Here is a 19648-nt window from a genome sequence, read left to right as displayed (position 1 = left end):
AGCGCCCGCCGAACTGCCTTCGCGGGGCCGCGCGGGCTGAGGAGCGCCTCGTGAGTGATTCGCCGATCAGGACTTATGTGCTCGACACTTCCGTGTTGCTGTCCGATCCCTGGGCGTGCACCCGCTTCGCAGAACACGAAGTCGTGGTGCCGCTCGTGGTCATCAGCGAGCTGGAAGCCAAACGGCATCATCACGAACTGGGCTGGTTCGCCCGACAAGCCCTGCGCCTGTTCGACGACCTGCGCCTGGAGCACGGCCGGCTGGACCAGCCGATCCCCGTCGGCACCCGGGGCGGGCGGCTGCACATCGAGCTCAACCACAGCGATCCGACGGTGCTGCCGGTGGGCTTCCGCACCGACACCAACGACGCCCGCATCCTGACGTGCGCGGCCAACCTGGCCGCCGAGGGTAAGCACGTCACCCTGGTCAGCAAGGACATCCCGCTGCGCGTCAAGGCCGGCGCGGTCGGCCTGACCGCCGACGAGTACCACGCCCAGGACGTCGTCACGTCGGGCTGGACCGGGATGACCGAGCTCGATGTCAGCGCCGAGGAGATCGACACCCTGTTCGCCGACGGCGAGCTGGACCTGGCCACCGCGCGGGATCTGCCCTGCCACACCGGCGTTCGGCTGCTGGGCGGCACCTCGTCGGCGCTGGCACGGGTGAACGCCGACAAGCGGGTACAGCTGGTCCGCGGTGATCGCGAAGTGTTCGGCCTCCGGGGAAGGTCAGCCGAACAGCGCGTCGCCCTCGATCTGCTGCTCGACGAGTCGGTCGGCATCGTGTCGCTCGGCGGCAAGGCCGGCACCGGCAAGTCGGCGCTGGCACTGTGCGCCGGACTCGAGGCGGTGTTGGAGCGCCGTACCCAGCGCAAGGTGGTGGTGTTCCGCCCGCTGTACGCCGTCGGCGGACAGGATCTGGGCTACCTGCCCGGCAGCGAGAGCGAGAAGATGGGGCCGTGGGCCCAGGCCGTCTTCGACACTCTCGAAGGCCTCGCCAGCCCGGCGGTGCTGGAAGAGGTGCTGTCCCGCGGCATGCTGGAAGTGTTGCCGCTCACCCATATTCGCGGCCGCTCACTGCACGACTCGTTCGTCATCGTCGACGAGGCGCAGTCACTGGAACGCAACGTGCTGCTGACGGTGTTGTCGCGGCTGGGCGCCGGATCGCGGGTGGTGCTCACCCACGACGTCGCCCAGCGCGACAACCTGCGGGTGGGCCGGCATGACGGCGTGGCCGCGGTGATCGAGAAGCTCAAGGGCCACCCCCTGTTCGCGCACATCACCCTGATGCGCAGCGAGCGTTCGCCGATCGCGGCGCTGGTCACCGAGATGCTGGAGGAGATCAGCCCCGAAGCCCTGCCCTGACCGTGATGTGTGGAGCCGCAGCCGTAACCATTACGGCTGCGGCTCCACAAATCGCCAGCCGGTAGGCTGCTGAGGTGTCACGACATGCCTGGCTGTGGACCGTCGTCGGCGTCGTCGCCGCCGTCGCGGTACTGATCATCGGAGGGCTGTCCGGCCATATCCGCCGCGACGATCCCGACGTGGTGGACTGCGCCAAGGTCAAATGCGTGGCGCTGACGTTCGACGACGGACCCGGCCCGTACACCGACCGGCTGCTGAAGATCCTCGCCGATACCGACTCCAAGGCGACCTTCTTCCTGATCGGAAACAAGGTCGCGGCCAATCCGGCGGGCGCCAAACGCATCGCAGAGGCCGGGATGGAGATCGGCAGTCACACCTGGGAACACCCCAATATGACCACCATCCCGCCGGAGGCGATCCCGGCCCAGCTCAGCAAGGCCAGCGACGCCATCGAGTCGGCCACCGGTCAGCGGCCGAAGCTGCTGCGCACCGCGGGCGGCCTCGTCAACGACGCGGTGCTGGCCGAGGCGGGCAAGCAGGGTCTGGCCGATATCAACTGGGATGTGATCCCGTTCGACTGGTTCAACGACGCCAACACCGCCGCCACCCGGTACATGCTGATGACCCAGATCAAGCCGAATTCGGTGGTGTTGTTCCACGACACCTATTCCTCCACCGTGGATCTGGTGTACCAGTTCATCCCGGTGCTCAAGGCCAACGGATACCACGTGGTGACCGTCACCCACATGCTCGGCGAGCGCAAACCCGGCACCAGCTACGGCAGTCGCGAAAACGGTCCGCCGGTAAACGATCTCACCGATCTGCCGGCCGCGGAGATCCCGTCGCTGCCCGCCACACCGTCGCCGCCGCCGATGCCGAACTTCCCGATCACCGACATCCCCGGGGCCAACTCGGGCGGTCCCAACAACGGCGCGTGACGCCGTCGATGTTTAGCCGCCGGTGTCAACCGGCTACCCGTTGCGCGGATGCCCCCGGAACGGAGGAAAGAACATGGCGACCTCGGTGCAGCAGTTCGTCGGTGCGACCGCGTACGACGTCACCGGCCACAAGATCGGCAAGATCCACCAGATTTTCGTCGACGCGGATACCCGCGAACCGAAATGGGTGACGGTGAGCACCGGGCTGTTCGGGCTGTCGTCGGCGTTCGTCCCGTTGGCCGGCGCGCACTGTGATCGCAACACCGTCACCGTCGCCGTCGACAAGGACACCATCAAACAGGCCCCCAACCTGCGGGTGCGGGCCGGCATCACTCCCGAGGAGGAGCACCGGCTGAGCCGGCACTATCACCTGCCTGCCGCGCCGCAGCCCGCCCCGCCCCCGCCGGAGCGCGGCCCGAACAGCGCCGGCATCGATATCGCGACGGCCGCCGCCGGTATCGGCGGTGTCGCCTTCAACACCGCCGCGCATCGCCCGCCCCCCGCGGATCGGGACGGGTAAAACTAGGATCTCGCGGTGTGCACACCGGTACCGCGCTCGCCCTCACGCTGCTGGTGTTGCTCTATGCCGTGATCTCGGGTCTGGTCAGTCGCTGGTATCTGGCGCCGGGGCTGGTGTTCGTCGTGATGGGCATGATGCTCGGGCCCTTCGGGTTCGACGTCATCGCCGCCGATGACACCCACACCTTCACCACCCTGGCCCAGTTGGCGCTGACCGTCATCCTGTTCAACCAGGCGGCGTCGCTGGACCTGGTCGCCGCGGTGCGCCGCGGGCACGCCACCTTCCGGCTGCTCATCGTCGGTATCCCGTTGGCGTTGCTGCTGGGAACGGCGACGGCACTGGTGTTGCTGCCCGTGCTGCCGCTGTGGGAGGCGGTGTGCCTGGCCGCCGTCATGGCACCGACCGAGGTCGCGCTGATCGATGCCCTGTTGGAGGACCAGCGTATCCCGGAGCGGGTCCGGCACGCGCTGTCGGTGGAAAGCGGCTGCTACGACGGGTTCGCGCTGGCGGCAGCGCTCGCCGCGCTGGCGCTGGCCTCCGAACACACCGACGGCGGTGTGGGCCACTGGAGCTGGTACCTGGTGCACACCGAGCTGGTCGCGGTCGCATTCGGGGTGGTCATCGGGCTGGTCGGCGGAGTGGTCGTGGTGGCGTCATGGCGGCGCGGCTGGATGAACGAAACCTGGGCCCAGTTGGCCACCGTGGCAATGGCTTTGGTCTGTTTCGGGCTGGCCGAGCGGGTGCATTCCAGCGGCTTCGTCGCCGCGTTCGTCGGCGGCCTGGGTTTCGCCGCGGTGGCCCGGCACGCGCAGACCTCGGTGCCCACCCAGGTGTCCGACGCCGCCGGGCAGGTGCTCGAGCTGGTGGTGTTCGCGATCTTCGGCGGCTACGCGGTGTTCCTGGGTTGGCGCGAGATCGATTGGCGCACCGTGCTGTTCTGCGTGGCCGCGCTGGTGCTGGTGCGCCCGGTGGCGGTGCAGCTGGCGCTGATCGGCACCGACGTGCCGATGCGCAGCCGGCTGTTCATCGGATGGTTCGGGCCGCGGGGGATCGGCACCTTGGTGCTGGGCCTGTTGGTGCTCGGCCACGGCGGCATCCAGAACGCCGCCGTCATCACCGAAGCGGTGGTGATCACCGTGACGTTGAGCCTGCTGCTGCACAGCCTGACGGCCTGGCCGGGAATCAAATTCGTCGCACCCGCCCGGCTGGTGTGAACGTCGCGGCGACAACCGCCGCGACGTCCACACTCGGCGAAACTTCGTTACTCGCCCGGCTTCACCTTGGCCATGGCCAGCACGTCGAGGCGCTTGTCCAGTTCGGCCTCGGAGAGCTTGTCGCCGATCAGGCCGCGGTCGATGACGGTCTGGCGGATCGTCTTGCGTTCCTTCAAGGCTTCCTTGGCGACCTTGGCCGCTTCTTCGTAGCCGATCGCCGAGTTCAGCGGCGTCACGATGGACGGCGACGACTCGGCCAGCTCGCGCAGGTGCGCCTCGTTGGCCACCAGGCCGTCGATGCACTTGGTGGCGAACAACTTCGACACATTCGACAGCAGGGTGAACGACTCCAGCACATTGCGCGCCATCATCGGGATGTACACGTTCAGCTCGAAGGCGCCGGACAGGCCGCCGACGGTGACGGCGGCGTCGTTGCCGATGACCTGGGCGGCCACCTGGGTAACCGCCTCGGGCAAAACGGGATTCACCTTGCCAGGCATGATCGAACTGCCCGGCTGCAGGTCCGGCAGCTGGATCTCGCCCAGGCCGGTCAGCGGGCCGGAACCCATCCAGCGCACATCGTTGGCGATCTTGGTCAGCGACGCCGCGATCGTCTTCAGCGCGCCGGATGCCTCGACCAGACCGTCGCGGGCCGCCTGCGCCTCGAAAGAGTCCTTGGCGGTGCGCAATTCGGCGATACCGGTCTGAGCCACCAGCACCTCGACCACCTTGGCGCCGAACCCGTCCGGGGCGTTGAGCCCGGTGCCGACGGCGGTGCCACCGATGGCCAACTCGCCGAGCCGGGGCAGCGTGGCCTTGACCCGTTCGATGCCGGCCTCGACCTGGCGGGCGTAGCCGCCGAACTCCTGACCCAGGGTCACCGGGACCGCGTCCATCAGGTGCGTGCGGCCGGACTTCACCACGGTGCGCCACTGCTTGGCCTTGGCCGCCAGCGACTCGTGCAGGATCTCCAGCGCCGGAATCAGGTGGCGCACGGCGGCTTCGGTGGCCGCGATGTGGGTCGCGGTGGGGAAAGTGTCGTTGGAGCTCTGCGACATGTTGACGTCGTCGTTGGGGTGCACCGTCACGCCGTTGGCCGCCGCGATGGAGGCGATCACCTCATTGGCGTTCATGTTCGAGCTGGTGCCCGAACCGGTCTGGAAGACGTCGATGGGGAACTGGTCGTCGTGCAGCCCGTCGGCGATCTCACCGGCCGCGGCGATGATCGCGTCGGCCTTCTCCGCTGCGAGCAGCCCGAGATCCTTGTTCACCTGTGCGCAGGCGCCTTTGAGCAGGCCCAGGGCACGGATCTGGGTGCGCTCCAGGCCGCGGAACGAGATCGGGAAATTCTCCACCGCCCGCTGCGTCTGGGCCCGCCACAGGGCTTTGGCCGGAACCCGGACCTCGCCCATGGTGTCGTGCTCGATGCGGTACTCGCCGTCGACTGCGCTGTCGGTCATCAATTGCCTTTCTTAGGGGAGCGGATAGGCCGCGGACTTGTCCCCGGTGAAGTCCACCGCGGAGTACTCGTTGAGCTTGGAGAGCCGGTGGTAGGCGTCGATCATCCGGACGGTCCCGGACTTCGACCGCATCACGATCGACTGCGTGGTGCAGCCGCCGCCGAAGTAGCGCACACCCTTGAGCAGATCGCCGTCGGTGACACCGGTGGCACAGAAGAAGACGTTCTCGCCGGACACCAGATCCTTGGTGGTCAGCACCCGGTCCAGGTCGTGACCGCGGTCGATGGCCTTCTGGCGTTCCTCGTCGTCGGTCGGCGCGAGGGTGGCCTGGATCTCGCCGCCCATGCAGCGGATCGCGGCCGCGGTGATGATGCCTTCGGGGGTACCGCCGATACCGGCCAGCAGGTCGGTTCCCGAATCCGGCCGGCAGGCCGAGATCGCACCCGCGACATCGCCGTCGGAGATCAGCCGGATCCGCGCCCCGGCCTCGCGGACCTCGGCCATCAGCTTGGTGTGCCGCGGACGGTCCAGGATGCAGACGGTGATGTCGGAGACCGACGCCTTGCGGACCTTGGCGATGCGCTGGATGTTGGCCGCGATCGGGGAGGTGATGTCGATGAAGTCGGCGATGTCGGGTCCACCGGCGATCTTGTTCATGTAGAACACCGCAGACGGGTCGAACATCGCGCCGCGTTCGGCCACCGCCAGCACCGAGATGGCATTGGGCATGCCCTTGCTCATCAGGGTGGTGCCGTCGACCGGGTCGACGGCGAAATCGCAGTCCGGCCCGTCGCCGTTGCCGACCTCTTCGCCGTTGTAGAGCATGGGGGCGTTGTCCTTCTCGCCCTCGCCGATGACCACCACACCGCGCATCGAGACCGAGTTCACCAGCTCGCGCATGGCGTCGACGGCGGCCCCGTCCCCGCCTTCCTTGTCCCCGCGGCCCACCCATCGACCGGCGGCCATGGCCCCGGCCTCGGTGACACGGACGAGTTCGAGGGCAAGGTTGCGGTCCGGCGCTTCCCGGCGCGTAGGCGTCATAGCTGCAGATTGTCCCATTAGCGGCTCTCAGTTTGGGAACTGGGATACTGGCTGGCATGAGTACCCCGCGGGACCCGGATACCGACACGCCGATCGTGGTGCCGGTGCCCGCGCCCGCCAAGGATCGGCTGTTGCAGGACGGCCGCGACATGTTCTGGTCGATGGCGCCGTTGGTGCTGGCCTGCGTGGTGCTGGCGGGGGTTCTGGGGATGTGCTCGTTCCAGCCCAGCGGTCCGGGTGCGGGGCCCGCCCCGAACTACGACGCGTCGGCCGCGCTGAAGGCCGACGCCGCCGCGCTGAAGATCCCGGTCCGGTTGCCGACGCTGCCCCAGGGTTGGACGGCGAACTCCGGTGCGCGGGGCGGGATCGACGGCGGCCGCGTCGACGCAGCGACCGGACAGAAGGTCCGCGCGGTGACCTCGCGGGTGGGCTACCTGACGCCGAGCGGGATGTATCTGTCCCTGACGCAGAGCAACGCCGACGAGAACGCGCTGGTCGCCTCGATCAACACCGACCTGGTGCCCACCGGCGCGCAGGATGTGGACGGCGTGAAGTGGGTGGTCTACGAGGCCGGTGAGGGCGAGCCGGTGTGGACGACGCGGCTGGGGGATGGTGCACAGCTGGCCATCACCGGCGCCGGCAGCGCCGACGAATTCCGGGTGCTGGCCAAGGCGGCGCAGACCGCAAAGCCGCTGCCGGCCTAGTCTCCGGCGACCGGCGGTGAACTGGCCGGTGCCGGGATACCGGGCCGGGTCCGTCGGGCGGCCAGCCGCGCGTAGGCGATCAGCCGGCTGAGCCGGCCGGGCCGTTTCGGCTCGTCGTCGTCCTCGGTACCCACGTCCATCGGCACGCCCTTGTACACCCACAGGTACACGCTGATGGTGGTGACGATGACGATCATCACGACCGGACCGATCACGATGCCGAGAAAACCGAACATGGTGATCCCGGCGAACACCGACAGCAGCATCAGCGCCGAATCAAGCTTGGCTTCCTTGGGTACCAGGATCGGCCGCAGCACATTGTCGATATTGGTGACCACCAGCAGGTGGAACGCGACGACGAAGATGCCGCCGCCGATATTGCCGAACACCGCCATCCCGATCCCGAACGGGATGGTCACGATGCCGCCGCCGAGCGGGATGACCGACAACGCCGACAGCAGCAGGGCGAAGATGAAGAATCCCTCGTGGAATCCGGCGATGTAGATGGAGATGGCGCCGGCCACGCCCTGGGCCAGGGCAATGACGAACTGGCCCTGCACGGTGCCGCGGACCATGGCCGCCATCTTGGCCAGGTACAGGTCGGTGACCTCCTCGCCGAGCGGATTGAGCCGGCGGATCAACAGCCGCAGTTCGTCGCCTTTGACCAGCATCGAGATGAAGACGTAGAGGAAGATGACGGCGGCGGTCAGGCCGCCGAACAAGCCGCCCGCCGCGCTCTGCAAGAACTCCAGGCCCCACTGTCCGGCGCGCTGCGCGAACGTCGCCACCCATTTCTGCAGCGACTCGGGGGTGACGTCGGTGTCCCGCAGGAACGGCACCCGGTCCAGCAGTTCATTGACCATCCGCAGTCCCCGATCGCCGAGCGAACTGAGGTCGGTCTTGCCCACCCAGTCGGTGACGCTGCGGACCATCACGCCGATCTGCACGACGCCGATGGCCACGGCACCGGCGATCGGGACGATCACGATGGCCAGCGCGGCGAGCAGGGTCAGCGTCGCGGACAGGCCGCTGCCGACGTGCTTGTTCAACCGGGTGTAGAGCGGGTCGAACAGGTATGCCACCACCGCGGCCACCACGATCAGGATGAAAAAGCCGCGCAGGAAGTACGCCCCGAAGGCGATGGCGACCACGGTCGCGATGGCCAGCGCCCGCTTCTGGGTGACGGTGAACTCGGTATTCACAGGGCTATCTCACCTGATCGGTCACTGCGCCGCGAGTTTCTGGATATGCCCGAGCAGATCGGGGTAGCGCCGGAGATGGGCGCCGCCGTTGAGATCGAGCACCTCGCCGGTGAGCCACGACGCCGCGGTGAGAAACATGACGGCCTCGGCGACGTCCTCGGGGGTGCCGGCCCGGCCCAGCGGGGTGTTCTCGACGTAGTCCTCGACGACACCGGGCACCAGGGCGGCGCCTTCGGTGAGCGGGGTGTGCACGAAACCGGGGGCGACGGCGTTGACCCTGATCCCGCGTGGCGCGAATTCCAGTGCGGCCACCTGGGTCAGCATGGACAACCCGGCCTTGGCCGCGCAGTAGGCGCTCATCCCCGCCGCCGGCTGCCGTCCGTTCAGCGAGGAGACCGACACCAGCGAGCCACCCTCCACGAGGCGCCGGCCGGCGTGCTTGGCCACGATGAACGCGCCGTTGAGGCACACGTCGACAACGGCGCGGAAGTCCTCGGCCGGCATGTCCACGATGAGGCCGATATTGGAGAAGCCCGCACAGTTCACCACGGCGGCGACGTCGGTGCAGTTCTCGAAAAGCGTTGCGACGGAGTCTTCGTCGGTGACATCGGCGACGACGCCGGTGTGCGGCGTGCCGAGCTCGGCGGCGCGGGCGTGCGCGCCGCCGGCGTTGCGGTCGGCGATGACGACGCGGTACCCGCCGGCGGCCAGCGCCCGGGCCGCGGCCCACCCGATACCGGAGGCGCCACCGATGACGACGGCCGATCGAGGCGTGGGGGTGGTCATGGCCGGCTCCCGTCCGGGCGTGGATCGCCCCACTTGGCCTTGATCGCTTCCCAGGGATCGGCGTACCGGCGGCCGGTGCCGTGATACGCCGTGCGGCGCTGCAGGATCTGGCGGGCCAACGGCGCGATCAGCCGCAGCAGCGGACGTTTGATACCGGCATTCTCGGCGGTCTCGATGAGCATCTGCGGCCAGGAATGATGTTGGAAGCCAAGCGCTTCCTGCGCCCTGGCGGTGTCCATCCAATCGGTGGCGAACCAGCCGTCGTCGTTGCGCGGGTCGCCCTTGAGCCCGGTGGGCAATCCACCGACCAGGCCCATGGCGGCGGCCATCGCCGCGGCCACCTCGCCCTGCAGCAGCCGGTGGGTGCCGTCGCCGCCGATCAACAGGGTTTCCCCGACGGCGTCGGCGGTGGTGGCGGCGGCGAATGCGGAGGCGACATCGCGCACGTCGACGGTCTGCAGCCGACCGTCGGTGGGCAGCATGCCCTCGAAGAAGAAGTTGTCCATGTTCACGTAGGAGCCCGGGTTGGCCGTCAGGACACCGCCGAGCCGCAGGATCACCCAGTCCAGTGCGGACGACCGCACCAGCGCCTCGGCTCTGACCTTGTGGTCGCCGTAGATGTCGGCCGGATTGACCGGGGTGTCCGAGGTGAGCAGCCCGGTCTGCGTGTGCGGATTGCGGGAGCCGTATACCGCGACGCTCGAGGCCAGGACGAATCGTGGTGGGCCGGCTAGTTTTTCGGCCGCCGCCAGCAGGGTGGCAGTGGCGCCGACGTTGACCTTCTCGGCCAGACTGCGGCGCTGGTAGATGAACGGTGGGATGACCGCGGCCAGGTGGACGATGGCCGACGGTGCCGTCTCGGACACCAGCGCGCCGACGGCGGCCGGGTCGGTGAGATCGGCCCAGCGCACCGTCACCCCGGCGGGGAGCGCGGCCGCCGCCTTGCGGTTGGCGGGAGTATCGAGATCGGTGGCCACCACCCGGTGGCCGTCGGCGATCAGCCGGCGCACGGTGGCCGACCCGACCAGCCCGAAGGCGCCGGTTACCAGCACGGTGTCGGTCATGGGCCCTCCGTCGGGGATTAGAACGTGTTCCAACCCTAGCGAACGGATGCGCACCGCATTTGCAGATCGAGCCGGGCGAGTCGACACATCGGGACGCTGCGCGGCCAGGCCGGAGGCTTCGGGCCGCGCGAACGCTGTTGTACACCAAGCCGTTACGGCGGCCGCAGCGTGCGCCGGTGCTGAGCGGCCAATTTGCTAGGCTGGCAGCATCGTGGGTTTGTCGAGTGCCGAGTTATCGGACACCATCTGCGGTTGATCTACCGGTAGACGGGAACATCGTCGTCGATGGTCGATGATGCAGGCACCACTCGATTGGCCCTGTCCAACTATCCGGGCCTGCAAGGTACCGTCGCGGGCGCGTGGTGGCCCCCCGACCGCCAACTGGGCACCGGACTCGCCGATCTGGTAGCCGTACTCGGGCTACGGATCGGCCCGGTTCGGCGGGTGCTCTATGACCCGGCCCAATGGGACAGCGCACCCGCCCGCGTCATGCGCGGGTCCAGCGCGGTGGCGATCGACGCGTACTCGATGATCGCCCGCGACACCATCTACCTGATGGGTACGCACAACCGGCATTCGTTGCTGTACATCGTGCCGCCCAGCGCCACCAAGCTCGATGCATACCGAGTGCTGACCGCCGTCGCGGCCACCGCCAATCCGCTCAGTGTGCCGATGCTGCGGGCGATTCTGGGCGGTCGGGGGGTCTCGCGCCGGTAACGGTTTGGTCGGCCGTCGCCGGGTGCCGTATTCTGGACGTCAAGTTTCCCCGGCACTGTAGACGCCGAGCGAGAAACCAGAGGCCGGGGTGCTACAGCACTGCCGGCCTCGTCCATCTTCTGCACCCGATCCGGTCACACGGCCGCGGGCTGGGTAGCCTTGTTCGCCATCTGGTGGAACAGGTCGGTGTAGTAAGGCAGGCATTCGGCCATGGCTTGCTCGGTGCTGAACAGCGGCCGGTACCCCAGATCGCGCTCGGCCTTGGCCACCGAGAAGTAGTTGTTCAGGTAAAGCCGTTCCACCGCAAGGGGTTCGATCAACGGCTCGGGAATCCCGAACCTGAAGTGCAGCCACTGCCAGGCCATCATCGCCTTGTGCACCAGCCGGCCGGACACCCGGAAGGTGGGCAGCGGGCGGCCGCATGCGGCGAGCACCGGGCGGGCGAACTCGAACATGTTGATGGGATCGGCGTCGTTGATGAAGTACGCCTGGCCGGGTGCGGTGCCGCCCGGCACCAAGTGCTGCGCGGCCAGGATGAATCCGTGAATCAGGTTGTGCACGTACGAGTTGTCCAGCTTGATGTCCTTGTTGCCGACCAGCACCTTGACGTGCCCGGCGAGCACGTTCTCGAAGACCTTGCGGAACATCGTCTGATCACCGCGGCCCCAGATGCCGCTGGGGCGGATGGAGCAGGTGAGCATGCCCCGCTCGCCGTTCTCGGTCAGCACGAACTTCTCGGCCACCACCTTGGTTTCGGTGTAGAGGTCGTTGAACCGGTTGGTGTACGGCAGGGTTTCGTCACCGTCGGCAATGTCCTGACCGCCCATCACCACGCTGTTGGACGCGGTGTAGACGAAACGCCGCACCCCCGCCGCCTGGCCGGCGTGCACGAGGTTCTTGGTGCCCTCGACGTTCACCGAGAAGCTGCGCTTGCGGTACTCGTCGGTGACCGACGCCCCGCCCATCAGATCGATGATCGCGGCGGTGTGGAAGACGGTGTCGATGCCGGCGACGGCCTCGGCCACGTCGTCGGTGTCGGTGATGTCTCCGACGACGGTCTGCAGCTTCGGATGATCCGGCAGGGGAGACGGGACCCGGTCGAAGGAGCGCACCTGGTGGCCGCGTTCCAGCAGCGTGGTGACCAGGTTGGCGCCGACGAATCCGGAGCCTCCGGTCACCAGGATGTGGCCAAGTTCGGTCGTCAGTGCTGCATCACCCATTCCGAGAGCATAAATGAAACGTGTTCTAATTTTAAAGGCGGCCGGTGAAGCCGGCCCGAGGTGATTGCGAAATCAATCATCCTCGACGCCGGCGGCGCCCAGTGCGTCCTCGACCCGTTTCCGTGCCCCAGCCAGGTGTTCTTCGCACCGTTTGGCCAGCTCCTCGCCCCGTTCCCAGAGTTTGAGCGAGGCGTCCAGGTCCAGGCCACCCTGCTCGAGGGTGCGCACAACCTCGACCAGCTCGTCGCGTGCCTCTTCGTACCCCAATTGACTAATGGGCTTCATCTGATCCCTCGCTCGTGGTGATGACGGCGCCGTCGGCGACGCGGACTCGCAGCCGGGTGCCCGCCGGGGCTTCGGAGATGGACCGCAGCACGGGTGCCTCGTCGGACAAGACCTGCACGACGGCGTACCCCCTGGCCAGGGTGGCGGCCGGCCCCAACGTCGACAGCCGGGCCGCCAGGTGCCCCAACCGGTCGCTCTCGGCGGCGATGAGCCGGTTGATATCGCGGCGGGCGGCGGCGCGGGCCCGCTGCACGTCGTCGGCGCGGGCATCCAACGCCAGTAACGGCTGGGCCAGCACCGGGCGGGTGCGCAGCTGGTCGATCAGGCGCTCCTCGCGATGCACCCAGTGCCGCAGCGCGTGCGCGGCGCGCCTGCGCAGGTCGTCCACCATGGCCTGTTCGGCGGCCGCGTCGGGCACCAGGCGTTTGGCGGCGTCGGTCGGGGTGGCGGCGCGCAGATCGGCCACCAGGTCACACAGCGGGTTGTCCGGTTCGTGCCCGACGGCACTGATCACCGGCGTGGTGCAGGCGGCGATGGCGCGGCACAGCGTCTCGTCGGAGAACGGCAGCAGATCCTCGACGCTGCCGCCGCCGCGGGCCAGCACGATGACGTCGACCTCGGGGTCGGCGTCGAGGGCGCGGAGTTCCTCGACGATCTGCGGCACCGCGTTCGGCCCCTGCACGACGGTGTTGCGGACGGCGAACCGCACCGCCGGCCAGCGGGCCGACGCCACCGCGATGACGTCGTGTTCGGCGGCCGACGCGCGCCCGGTGATCAGCCCGACGGTGCCGGGCAGGAACGGAATCGGGCGTTTCAACCGTGGGTCGAACAAACCTTCGGCGTCCAGCAACCGGCGCAGGCGCTCGATACGGGCCAGCAGCTCACCGATGCCGACCGCGCGGATGTCGGTGACCCGCAGCGAAAACGTGCCGCGACCGGTGTAGAACACCGGTTTGCCGTAGACGATCACCTGGGTGCCCTCGGCCAGTTTCACCGGGGCGTTCACCACCAGATCCCGGGCGCACGTGATGGTCAGGGACATGTCGGCCGCCGGGTCGCGCAGCACCATGAACACCGTGCCCGAACCGGGCCGCATGGTCAGCTGGGCGATCTGGCCCTCCACCCACACGGTGCCCAGTCGGTCGATCCACTTGGCCACCCGGGTGGCCACCGCCCTGACCGGCCAGGGGTTCTCCGGTGACTGGCCGGGATCGCTCACTTCGCCGTCGCGCGGGTGATCCTGTTGGCGAGCAGGGTCTGGAACGGTGCGCGGGCCTTGGTGGCCTCCTCGTAGGCCAGCAGTGCCTCGAGCTCGTCCACCTTCAGGGAGGTCATCCGGGCGCGCAGCTGGGCCAGCGTCAGCGCGTCGTACCCGAGTTCGGCGACCACGGCCGGGGCCGAGCCGTTGGTGCGTGGCGCCGCGTTGTCCGCGGCCGGGCGTTCCGGTTCGCCTTCGCTGTAGAGCGCAAAGCGGCCTTCGTTGCGCGTGACCGGGACGTCGACCGCATCACCGTCGTCGGCCGGCAGATCCTCGTCGAACGTCGCCCATTCGGGCTGCTCATCCTTCGGGGGGAACAGGCTTTCTAGTGTTTCGTCGCCACGGATCACCAGGTCGGCCACGTCCTGCTGCACTTTCATCACCAGTTGCGCGACCTGACTGGCGACCGTCATCGGGTAGGCCAGGATGGTCTGCGGGAGCTTGCGGGTCTCGTCCAGGGCGGTCACCGCGACACCCACCAGCAGTCGGACTCCGTACGGTGCTGTCGACATGGCTGCCAGCCTACGGCTGGCCCGCTGCGGGGGCAGGTAAGTACCCTGGAAGGTATGCCACCAACCGTCAACATGGGTATTCCGGGCGCCTCGAGCTCGGTGAGTTCGGGGGTGGCCGGCAAACGTGTGTTGCTCGCCGAGCCGCGCGGATACTGCGCCGGTGTGGACCGCGCCGTCGAGACCGTCGAACGCGCACTGGAGAAGCACGGCGCCCCGATCTACGTCCGGCACGAGATCGTGCACAACCGCTATGTCGTCGACACCCTGGCCAAGGCCGGTGCCGTCTTCGTCGAGCAGACCGATGAGGTGCCCGAAGGCGCCATCGTGGTGTTCTCCGCGCACGGCGTCGCCCCGACCGTGCACGAGGAGGCGGCGGCCCGCAATCTGCGGACCATCGACGCCACCTGCCCGCTGGTCACCAAGGTGCACAACGAGGCCAAGCGCTTCGCGCGCGACGACTACGACATCCTGCTCGTCGGGCACACCGGGCACGAAGAGGTGGTCGGCACCGCCGGTGAGGCACCCGATCACGTGCAGGTCGTCGACAATCCCGACGCCGTGGACACGGTGACCGTGCGCGACCCCGACAAGGTCATCTGGTTGTCCCAGACCACGCTGAGCGTCGACGAGACCATGGAAACCGTGCGCCGGTTGCGGGAGAAGTTCCCGACGCTGCAGGACCCGCCGAGCGACGACATCTGCTACGCCACCCAGAACCGCCAGGTCGCGGTGAAGGCCATGGCGCCGGAGTGCGAGCTGGTGATCGTGGTCGGCTCGAAGAACTCGTCGAACTCGGTGCGCCTGGTCGAGGTGGCGCTGGGCGCCGGTTCGCAGCACGCCTATCTGGTGGACTATGCCGACGATATCGATCCGGCGTGGTTCTCCGGGGTGACGACCATCGGTGTCACCTCGGGCGCCTCGGTGCCGGAGATCCTGGTGCGCGGCGTGCTGGAACGCCTGGCCGAGTACGGCTACGACACCGTGCAGCCGGTGACAACCGCGAACGAGACGCTGGTGTTCGCCCTGCCGCGCGAGATCCGTCCGCCGCGCGGATAAGCGGCTAGCTCTCCTCGTCGAACCGCCGCGTCGGGCGCGGCCGGTGCTCCTCGTCGCTGCTGCGGTAGCGCACCCGCGAAACCGGGTGGTGGTCGGTGCCGGCCGGTGGGCGCGGCCGCTCGTCGTAACGCGGATCGCGCCCGTAGCGCTCGTAGGCATCCGGGCTCTTCGGGCGGCGCGGCCGTTCGTAGTGGTCGGCCGGTTCATAAGGAGTCGGTGCCGGCCGGCGGGGCTCGCGGCTGGACGGCCGGGGACGGCGCGGTTGACGGGCCGGGTCGATCGGTGGCTCGGCCTCGCGGCGGCTGCGGGCCGGACGTTCCCGCGCCGCCATCCGCTCCCGGCGGTCGGCTGCCGCCGCCGATGCGGCGATGTCGTTGTCCGGCGGCCGGGTGTGGCGGGCCCGGGACGGCTCACCCGACCGGGTGCCGCGCCGCGCCGCCGGGGGTGCGGCGTCCGGGTTGGGACGACGCGCCGGCCTGCGGCGTGGCGGTGCGGCCGGGGCCTGGTCGTCGGCGGCGTCATCGGTGTCCTCGTCGGTGACCGACTTCTGGGCGAAACGCCGCGCCACCCGGCGTGCCGGAGCATCCGCGGCGGCCGCCGCGGAGACGTGCGCCGCCGGCTTGTCGGGCCACAGCCGCTTGTTCGACGCCCCGATGTACCAGCGCACCATGCCGATGATCAGCACGGCCGCGGCGGTGAAGAACATCAGCGGGAACCGCTCGATCAGCGGATATCCGCAGTTGATCAAGATGTCCTTGATCCCGCCGATCTCGGCGCTGTGGAACATGAAGTAAGCGCCGGGGACGGCGACGAACAGGATGAGCGGCGGCTGGATGACGGCGGTGAACACCGCGGATTGGCGAACGGCCAGGACCGCCAGCACGCAGCCGAGCACGTAACACGTCGCGAAGACCGCGCCGAGCTCCTTGTGGCCGGAACCGGCGTCGAAGGCGAATCCGATCGCGGTGAAGACCACCGCGATCACCACGGCGCTCCACCACGGCAACCCCGGGACACGGGGGAGCGCGGAGCGGTCGACCACCGCGTCCGCCTGCTCTGCGGGCTGAGCTGACACACGTTGACCGTACCGGCTTCTGCTGCGAGCGTCCGCCCAGCACGCTGCGGCGAGCCGCTCGGTGGTTCTGTGGCAAGCCCCGCACGTTCTTCTTCTAGACTCTGGAGTCCGTGAGCTTGAACCTGGGAATCGTCGGATTACCGAACGTGGGCAAGTCGACGCTCTTCAACGCGTTGACCCGGAACGACGTGCTGGCGGCCAACTACCCGTTCGCGACGATCGAACCCAACGAGGGCGTGGTCGCGCTGCCGGACCCCCGGCTGGACGCGCTGGCCAAGGTGTTCGGCTCGGAGAAGACCGTGCCGGCGCCGGTGACCTTCGTCGATATCGCCGGCATCGTCAAAGGTGCGTCCGAGGGTGCCGGGCTGGGCAACAAGTTCCTGGCCAACATCCGCGAGTGTGACGCCATCTGTCAGGTGGTGCGGGTGTTCGCCGACGACGACGTGGTGCACGTGGACGGCCGGGTGGATCCGCGCTCCGATATCGAGGTGATCGAGACCGAGCTGATCCTGGCCGATATGCAGACGCTGGAGAAGGCGGTGCCGCGGCTGGAGAAGGAGGCCCGCAACAACAAGGACCGCAAGCCGGTGCTGGATGCGGCGCTCGCGGCCCAGGCCGTGTTCGACGGCGGAAAGACCCTCTTCTCGACCGGACAGGACTGGTCGGTGCTGCGGGAGCTGAACCTGTTGACCACCAAGCCGTTCCTGTACGTGTTCAACGCCGACGAGTCCGTGCTGACCGACTCGGCTCGCGTCGCGGAGTTGCGGGAGCTGGTGGCCCCGGCCGACGCCGTGTTCTTGGACGCCAAGATCGAGGCCGAGTTGCAGGAGCTCGACGACGAGTCGGCCGCCGAGCTGCTGGAGTCGATCGGTCAGACCGAGCGTGGGCTGGATGCGTTGGCGCGGGCCGGTTTTCACACCCTGAACCTGCAGACCTACCTGACCGCGGGCCCGAAAGAGGCGCGCGCCTGGACGATTCACCGCGGCGACACCGCGCCGAAGGCCGCCGGGGTGATCCACAGCGACTTCGAGAAGGGCTTCATCAAGGCCGAGGTGGTGTCCTTCGATGACCTGATGGAGGCCGGCTCGATGGCCGCCGCCAAGGCCGCCGGCAAGGTCCGGATGGAGGGCAAGGATTACGTGATGGCCGACGGGGATGTGGTGGAGTTCCGCTTCAACGTCTAGCGGGCCCGGGATGCCCAGCGTGGGTGCTGTGCACGCGAATGGTGCGCTTTTCGTGCGTACGGCCCACAGTCGTCGCTCAGGGTTCGCGGGCCCCGGCGCGAGGACGATGCGGTCGGTCCCACCTGGCGTTACGGTGAGGTGTGGTCGATGACGAACGGGCCGTCCGGTCGGGCGAACTGGATCGGCGGATGGCCGACCTGGACCGGCGTGAGAACCTGATGGCGCGACACGAGGCCGAGATGGCCAGGCGCGATTGGGTGGCCGATGAGCGTGATCGCATAGCCGACGAGCGCGACCGGATCGCCGACGAACGCGACCAGGCCGCCGACGAACGCGAAGTCCGCGCCGACGAACGCGAGGGTGCCACCGAACAGCGGGAGCGCGACCGACTGCGGCGCGTGACGGAGCGGGCCGACCGGGAGTTCGCCGCCGGGCGCCGGGACAACGCCGAAATCCGGCGCGCCGTCGCCGAGACCCGGCGACGTATCGACGACGCTCCGTCGTCGTAGGCCCGCACGAAGGTGCCCACGATTTGCCGCGGTCGCCCTGACGTGCGGGTATTCTGACCCGAAGGCCCGATGGCCAGCGAGTAGTTGACACTGGCGTCAGGAGCGTGAACGTCGTGGCAGATGAGACGAGGTCGGTGAAGCCGCCGCCCGATGCGGCACGTCCTGCTGCCGATCTGATCGTGGCGGGTCAGACGCCGTTGCGGCGCTTCGTCGCGGAGAGCTGGCAGCGCAGCCTGGCGATCGGTGTCGACCCCGACAGCGGCGCCCGCGAAGCCGCCGAAGCGGCCCGACTCTCCGAACTGCGCAACGGTCATCCGCTGGCCGCCGCGCTGCCGGTGATTCGCAAGCTGCTGGTGGACTACGCCGTCGACTCCGGCGTCGTCGTGGCCGTCACCGCGGCCGACGGCACCATGCTGTGGGTGGAAGGTGACGTCGAGGCGTGCCGCAAGGTGGCCGCGATGAACTTCGTGCCGGGTGCGGACTGGAGCGAACAGGGCGCCGGCACCAACGCCCCCGGCATCGCGCTGGCGCTGGACCGCGAGGTGCAGATCGAAGGCGAGGAACACTTTTCCCGGCTGGTCCGGCCGTGGACCTGTACCGCGGTGCCGGTCCACGATCCGGTGACCGGTCTGGTCGTCGGCAGCATCGACCTCACCGGTGGATCGTCGATCGCCTCGGCGCAGACGTTGGCCCTGGTGCGTGCCACCGCCGTCGCCGTCGAGCACCGACTTGCCTTGTCCTACACCCACATTCCGCCGACTCCGGTCGTGTCGCCGGGCCGCCTGACGGTGCTCGGACCGGACCGGCCCAGCTGGCACACCGTGGACGAACAGGGACGTGCCCGCGCCCAGCAGCTCTCCGGCCGGCATGCCGAGATCCTCGTGCTGCTGCTCCAGCATTCGGAGGGGCTCAGCGGTGACCACCTCGCCATGCTGCTCGACGAACGCGAACTGGACGCCGTCACCATCCGCGCGGAATTGTCGCGGCTGCGCCGCATCGTCGGCGTGGACACCATCGGCTCCCGGCCGTATCGGCTGCTCGGCCCGATGGACAGCGATATGGGTGAAGTCTTCGCGGCGCTGCGCCGCGGCGACGTCAACGCCGCGCTGGACAGCTATCGCGGACAACTGCTGCCGCGGTCCGGCTCACCGGCCGTCGCGCGGCTGCGCACCGAATTGAGCGCCAGTCTGCGCGGCGCGGTGCTGGCAGCCAGTTCGGCCGGTGACGCGCACGTGCTGCGCCGCTGGCTCGACCTGCCCGAGGCACGCGACGACCGCCAGGGCTGGCAGACGCTGCATGATCACCACGGCACCGACGAACTGACGCGGGCCCAGACTCGTGGGCACCTGACCGCGCTGGACACCGCCCTGTCCTGACGTTGCACCAACGTTGCGATTTTTCCCAACGGTGCTGCAACGGGTTGCAAACTACTTTGAGTGACGACCGACACAGTCATTCACAGGGCAGGAGATCAACCGTGACTGTTTATGCACGTCCGGGCGCTGAGGGCGCTTTGATGTCTTTTAAGTCTCGTTATGA

Annotated in this window: 20 protein-coding genes; 10 read left to right on the top strand and 10 right to left on the bottom strand. The window is 68.5% G+C overall.

Annotation, left to right across the window (positions count from 1 at the left end; genetic code table 11):
* Positions 1 to 50: 50 nt before the first annotated feature.
* The 4 genes from AWB94_RS25265 (at position 51) to AWB94_RS25250 (ending at position 4036) form a co-directional block, all read left to right on the top strand.
* A complete protein-coding gene (locus AWB94_RS25265; protein WP_062658288.1) occupies positions 51 to 1364 on the top strand; it encodes an RNA 5'-3' helicase PhoH2 in 1314 nt (437 codons plus the stop codon).
* A 74-nt stretch (positions 1365 to 1438) separates the two neighbouring features.
* Positions 1439 to 2302 carry a polysaccharide deacetylase family protein gene (locus AWB94_RS25260; RefSeq protein WP_062658287.1) on the top strand — a complete coding sequence of 288 codons (864 nt, stop codon included), beginning with the start codon at positions 1439 to 1441 and terminating at the stop codon, positions 2300 to 2302.
* A gap of 73 nt (positions 2303 to 2375) precedes the next feature.
* A complete protein-coding gene (locus tag AWB94_RS25255; RefSeq protein WP_062658286.1) occupies positions 2376 to 2822 on the top strand; it encodes a PRC-barrel domain-containing protein in 447 nt (148 codons plus the stop codon).
* A 17-nt stretch (positions 2823 to 2839) separates the two neighbouring features.
* The gene (locus tag AWB94_RS25250; protein ID WP_062658285.1) at positions 2840 to 4036 is read left to right on the top strand and encodes a cation:proton antiporter domain-containing protein; all 1197 of its coding nucleotides are present in this window, start codon (positions 2840 to 2842) and stop codon (positions 4034 to 4036) included.
* A 47-nt stretch (positions 4037 to 4083) separates the two neighbouring features.
* On the opposite strand, the gene AWB94_RS25245 is transcribed toward AWB94_RS25250, so the two are convergent.
* Together AWB94_RS25245 and glpX are read right to left on the bottom strand one after the other, a co-directional pair.
* Positions 4084 to 5496 (bottom strand): class II fumarate hydratase, encoded by a 1413-nt coding sequence (locus AWB94_RS25245; RefSeq protein ID WP_062658284.1) that lies wholly within the window; start codon positions 5494 to 5496, stop codon positions 4084 to 4086.
* Between the two features lie 12 nt (positions 5497 to 5508).
* Positions 5509 to 6537: a class II fructose-bisphosphatase gene (gene glpX / locus AWB94_RS25240; protein ID WP_062658283.1), complete on the bottom strand. Its 1029-nt coding sequence runs from the start codon at positions 6535 to 6537 to the stop codon at positions 5509 to 5511.
* Positions 6538 to 6593: 56 nt separating this feature from the next.
* On the opposite strand from glpX, the gene AWB94_RS25235 reads away from it, so the two are divergent.
* Positions 6594 to 7241 (top strand): DUF4245 domain-containing protein, encoded by a 648-nt coding sequence (locus AWB94_RS25235; RefSeq protein ID WP_062658282.1) that lies wholly within the window; start codon positions 6594 to 6596, stop codon positions 7239 to 7241.
* Here AWB94_RS25235 and AWB94_RS25230 read toward each other — a convergent pair.
* From AWB94_RS25230 to AWB94_RS25220, 3 genes are read right to left on the bottom strand one after another with little or no spacing between them, the layout of a single operon-like run.
* Positions 7238 to 8443, bottom strand: a complete 1206-nt coding sequence (locus AWB94_RS25230; protein WP_062658281.1) for an AI-2E family transporter — start codon at positions 8441 to 8443, stop codon at positions 7238 to 7240. The two genes, AWB94_RS25235 and AWB94_RS25230, sit on opposite strands and share 4 nt — an antisense overlap.
* A gap of 21 nt (positions 8444 to 8464) precedes the next feature.
* Positions 8465 to 9229, bottom strand: coding sequence for an SDR family NAD(P)-dependent oxidoreductase (locus AWB94_RS25225; protein ID WP_062658354.1), 765 nt, complete (start codon positions 9227 to 9229; stop codon positions 8465 to 8467).
* Positions 9226 to 10293 carry an NAD-dependent epimerase/dehydratase family protein gene (locus AWB94_RS25220; RefSeq protein WP_062658280.1) on the bottom strand — a complete coding sequence of 356 codons (1068 nt, stop codon included), beginning with the start codon at positions 10291 to 10293 and terminating at the stop codon, positions 9226 to 9228. The genes AWB94_RS25225 and AWB94_RS25220 overlap by 4 nt, the downstream gene beginning before the upstream one ends.
* Before the next feature lie 285 nt (positions 10294 to 10578).
* Between AWB94_RS25220 and AWB94_RS25215 the strand changes: the two genes are divergently transcribed.
* Positions 10579 to 11010 (top strand): DUF5994 family protein, encoded by a 432-nt coding sequence (locus AWB94_RS25215; protein WP_062658279.1) that lies wholly within the window; start codon positions 10579 to 10581, stop codon positions 11008 to 11010.
* Positions 11011 to 11144: 134 nt separating this feature from the next.
* Here the strand turns inward: AWB94_RS25215 and AWB94_RS25210 are convergent, their stop codons facing one another.
* From AWB94_RS25210 to AWB94_RS25195, 4 genes are all read right to left on the bottom strand, one after another.
* A complete protein-coding gene (locus AWB94_RS25210; RefSeq protein ID WP_062658278.1) occupies positions 11145 to 12230 on the bottom strand; it encodes a 3-beta-hydroxysteroid dehydrogenase in 1086 nt (361 codons plus the stop codon).
* Between the two features lie 72 nt (positions 12231 to 12302).
* Positions 12303 to 12515 (bottom strand): exodeoxyribonuclease VII small subunit, encoded by a 213-nt coding sequence (locus AWB94_RS25205; protein ID WP_062658277.1) that lies wholly within the window; start codon positions 12513 to 12515, stop codon positions 12303 to 12305.
* Positions 12502 to 13734, bottom strand: a complete 1233-nt coding sequence (gene xseA / locus AWB94_RS25200) for an exodeoxyribonuclease VII large subunit (protein ID WP_062658276.1) — start codon at positions 13732 to 13734, stop codon at positions 12502 to 12504. Before xseA ends, AWB94_RS25205 begins: the two co-directional genes overlap by 14 nt.
* Entirely contained in the window at positions 13731 to 14285 is a 555-nt protein-coding gene (locus AWB94_RS25195) for a lipid droplet-associated protein (protein ID WP_062658275.1), read from the bottom strand. Before AWB94_RS25195 ends, xseA begins: the two co-directional genes overlap by 4 nt.
* Positions 14286 to 14339: 54 nt before the next feature.
* On the opposite strand from AWB94_RS25195, the gene AWB94_RS25190 reads away from it, so the two are divergent.
* Positions 14340 to 15341 (top strand): 4-hydroxy-3-methylbut-2-enyl diphosphate reductase, encoded by a 1002-nt coding sequence (locus AWB94_RS25190; protein ID WP_062658274.1) that lies wholly within the window; start codon positions 14340 to 14342, stop codon positions 15339 to 15341.
* A 4-nt stretch (positions 15342 to 15345) separates the two neighbouring features.
* Here AWB94_RS25190 and AWB94_RS25185 read toward each other — a convergent pair whose 3' ends face one another.
* On the bottom strand, positions 15346 to 16416 hold the full coding sequence (locus tag AWB94_RS25185; RefSeq protein ID WP_064961347.1) for a DUF6542 domain-containing protein: 1071 nt from the start codon (positions 16414 to 16416) through the stop codon (positions 15346 to 15348).
* A 110-nt stretch (positions 16417 to 16526) separates the two neighbouring features.
* Here AWB94_RS25185 and ychF point away from each other — a divergent pair, with 110 nt between their 5' ends.
* From ychF to AWB94_RS25170, 3 genes are all read left to right on the top strand, one after another.
* Positions 16527 to 17600: a redox-regulated ATPase YchF gene (gene ychF, locus AWB94_RS25180; protein WP_062658272.1), complete on the top strand. Its 1074-nt coding sequence runs from the start codon at positions 16527 to 16529 to the stop codon at positions 17598 to 17600.
* Between the two features lie 140 nt (positions 17601 to 17740).
* Positions 17741 to 18109, top strand: a complete 369-nt coding sequence (locus AWB94_RS25175) for a hypothetical protein (protein WP_234811879.1) — start codon at positions 17741 to 17743, stop codon at positions 18107 to 18109.
* Positions 18110 to 18243: 134 nt separating this feature from the next.
* Positions 18244 to 19485, top strand: a complete 1242-nt coding sequence (locus AWB94_RS25170; protein ID WP_409365984.1) for a sigma-54-dependent transcriptional regulator family protein — start codon at positions 18244 to 18246, stop codon at positions 19483 to 19485.
* The last annotated feature ends 163 nt before the right edge of the window (positions 19486 to 19648 follow it).

Origin of the sequence: Mycolicibacterium canariasense (assembly GCF_002101555.1) — a bacterium.
Lineage (GTDB): Bacteria > Actinomycetota > Actinomycetes > Mycobacteriales > Mycobacteriaceae > Mycobacterium > Mycobacterium canariasense.
The sequence above is the reverse complement of the archived record's forward strand: the minus strand, read 5'-3'. Positions and strand labels throughout refer to the sequence as shown.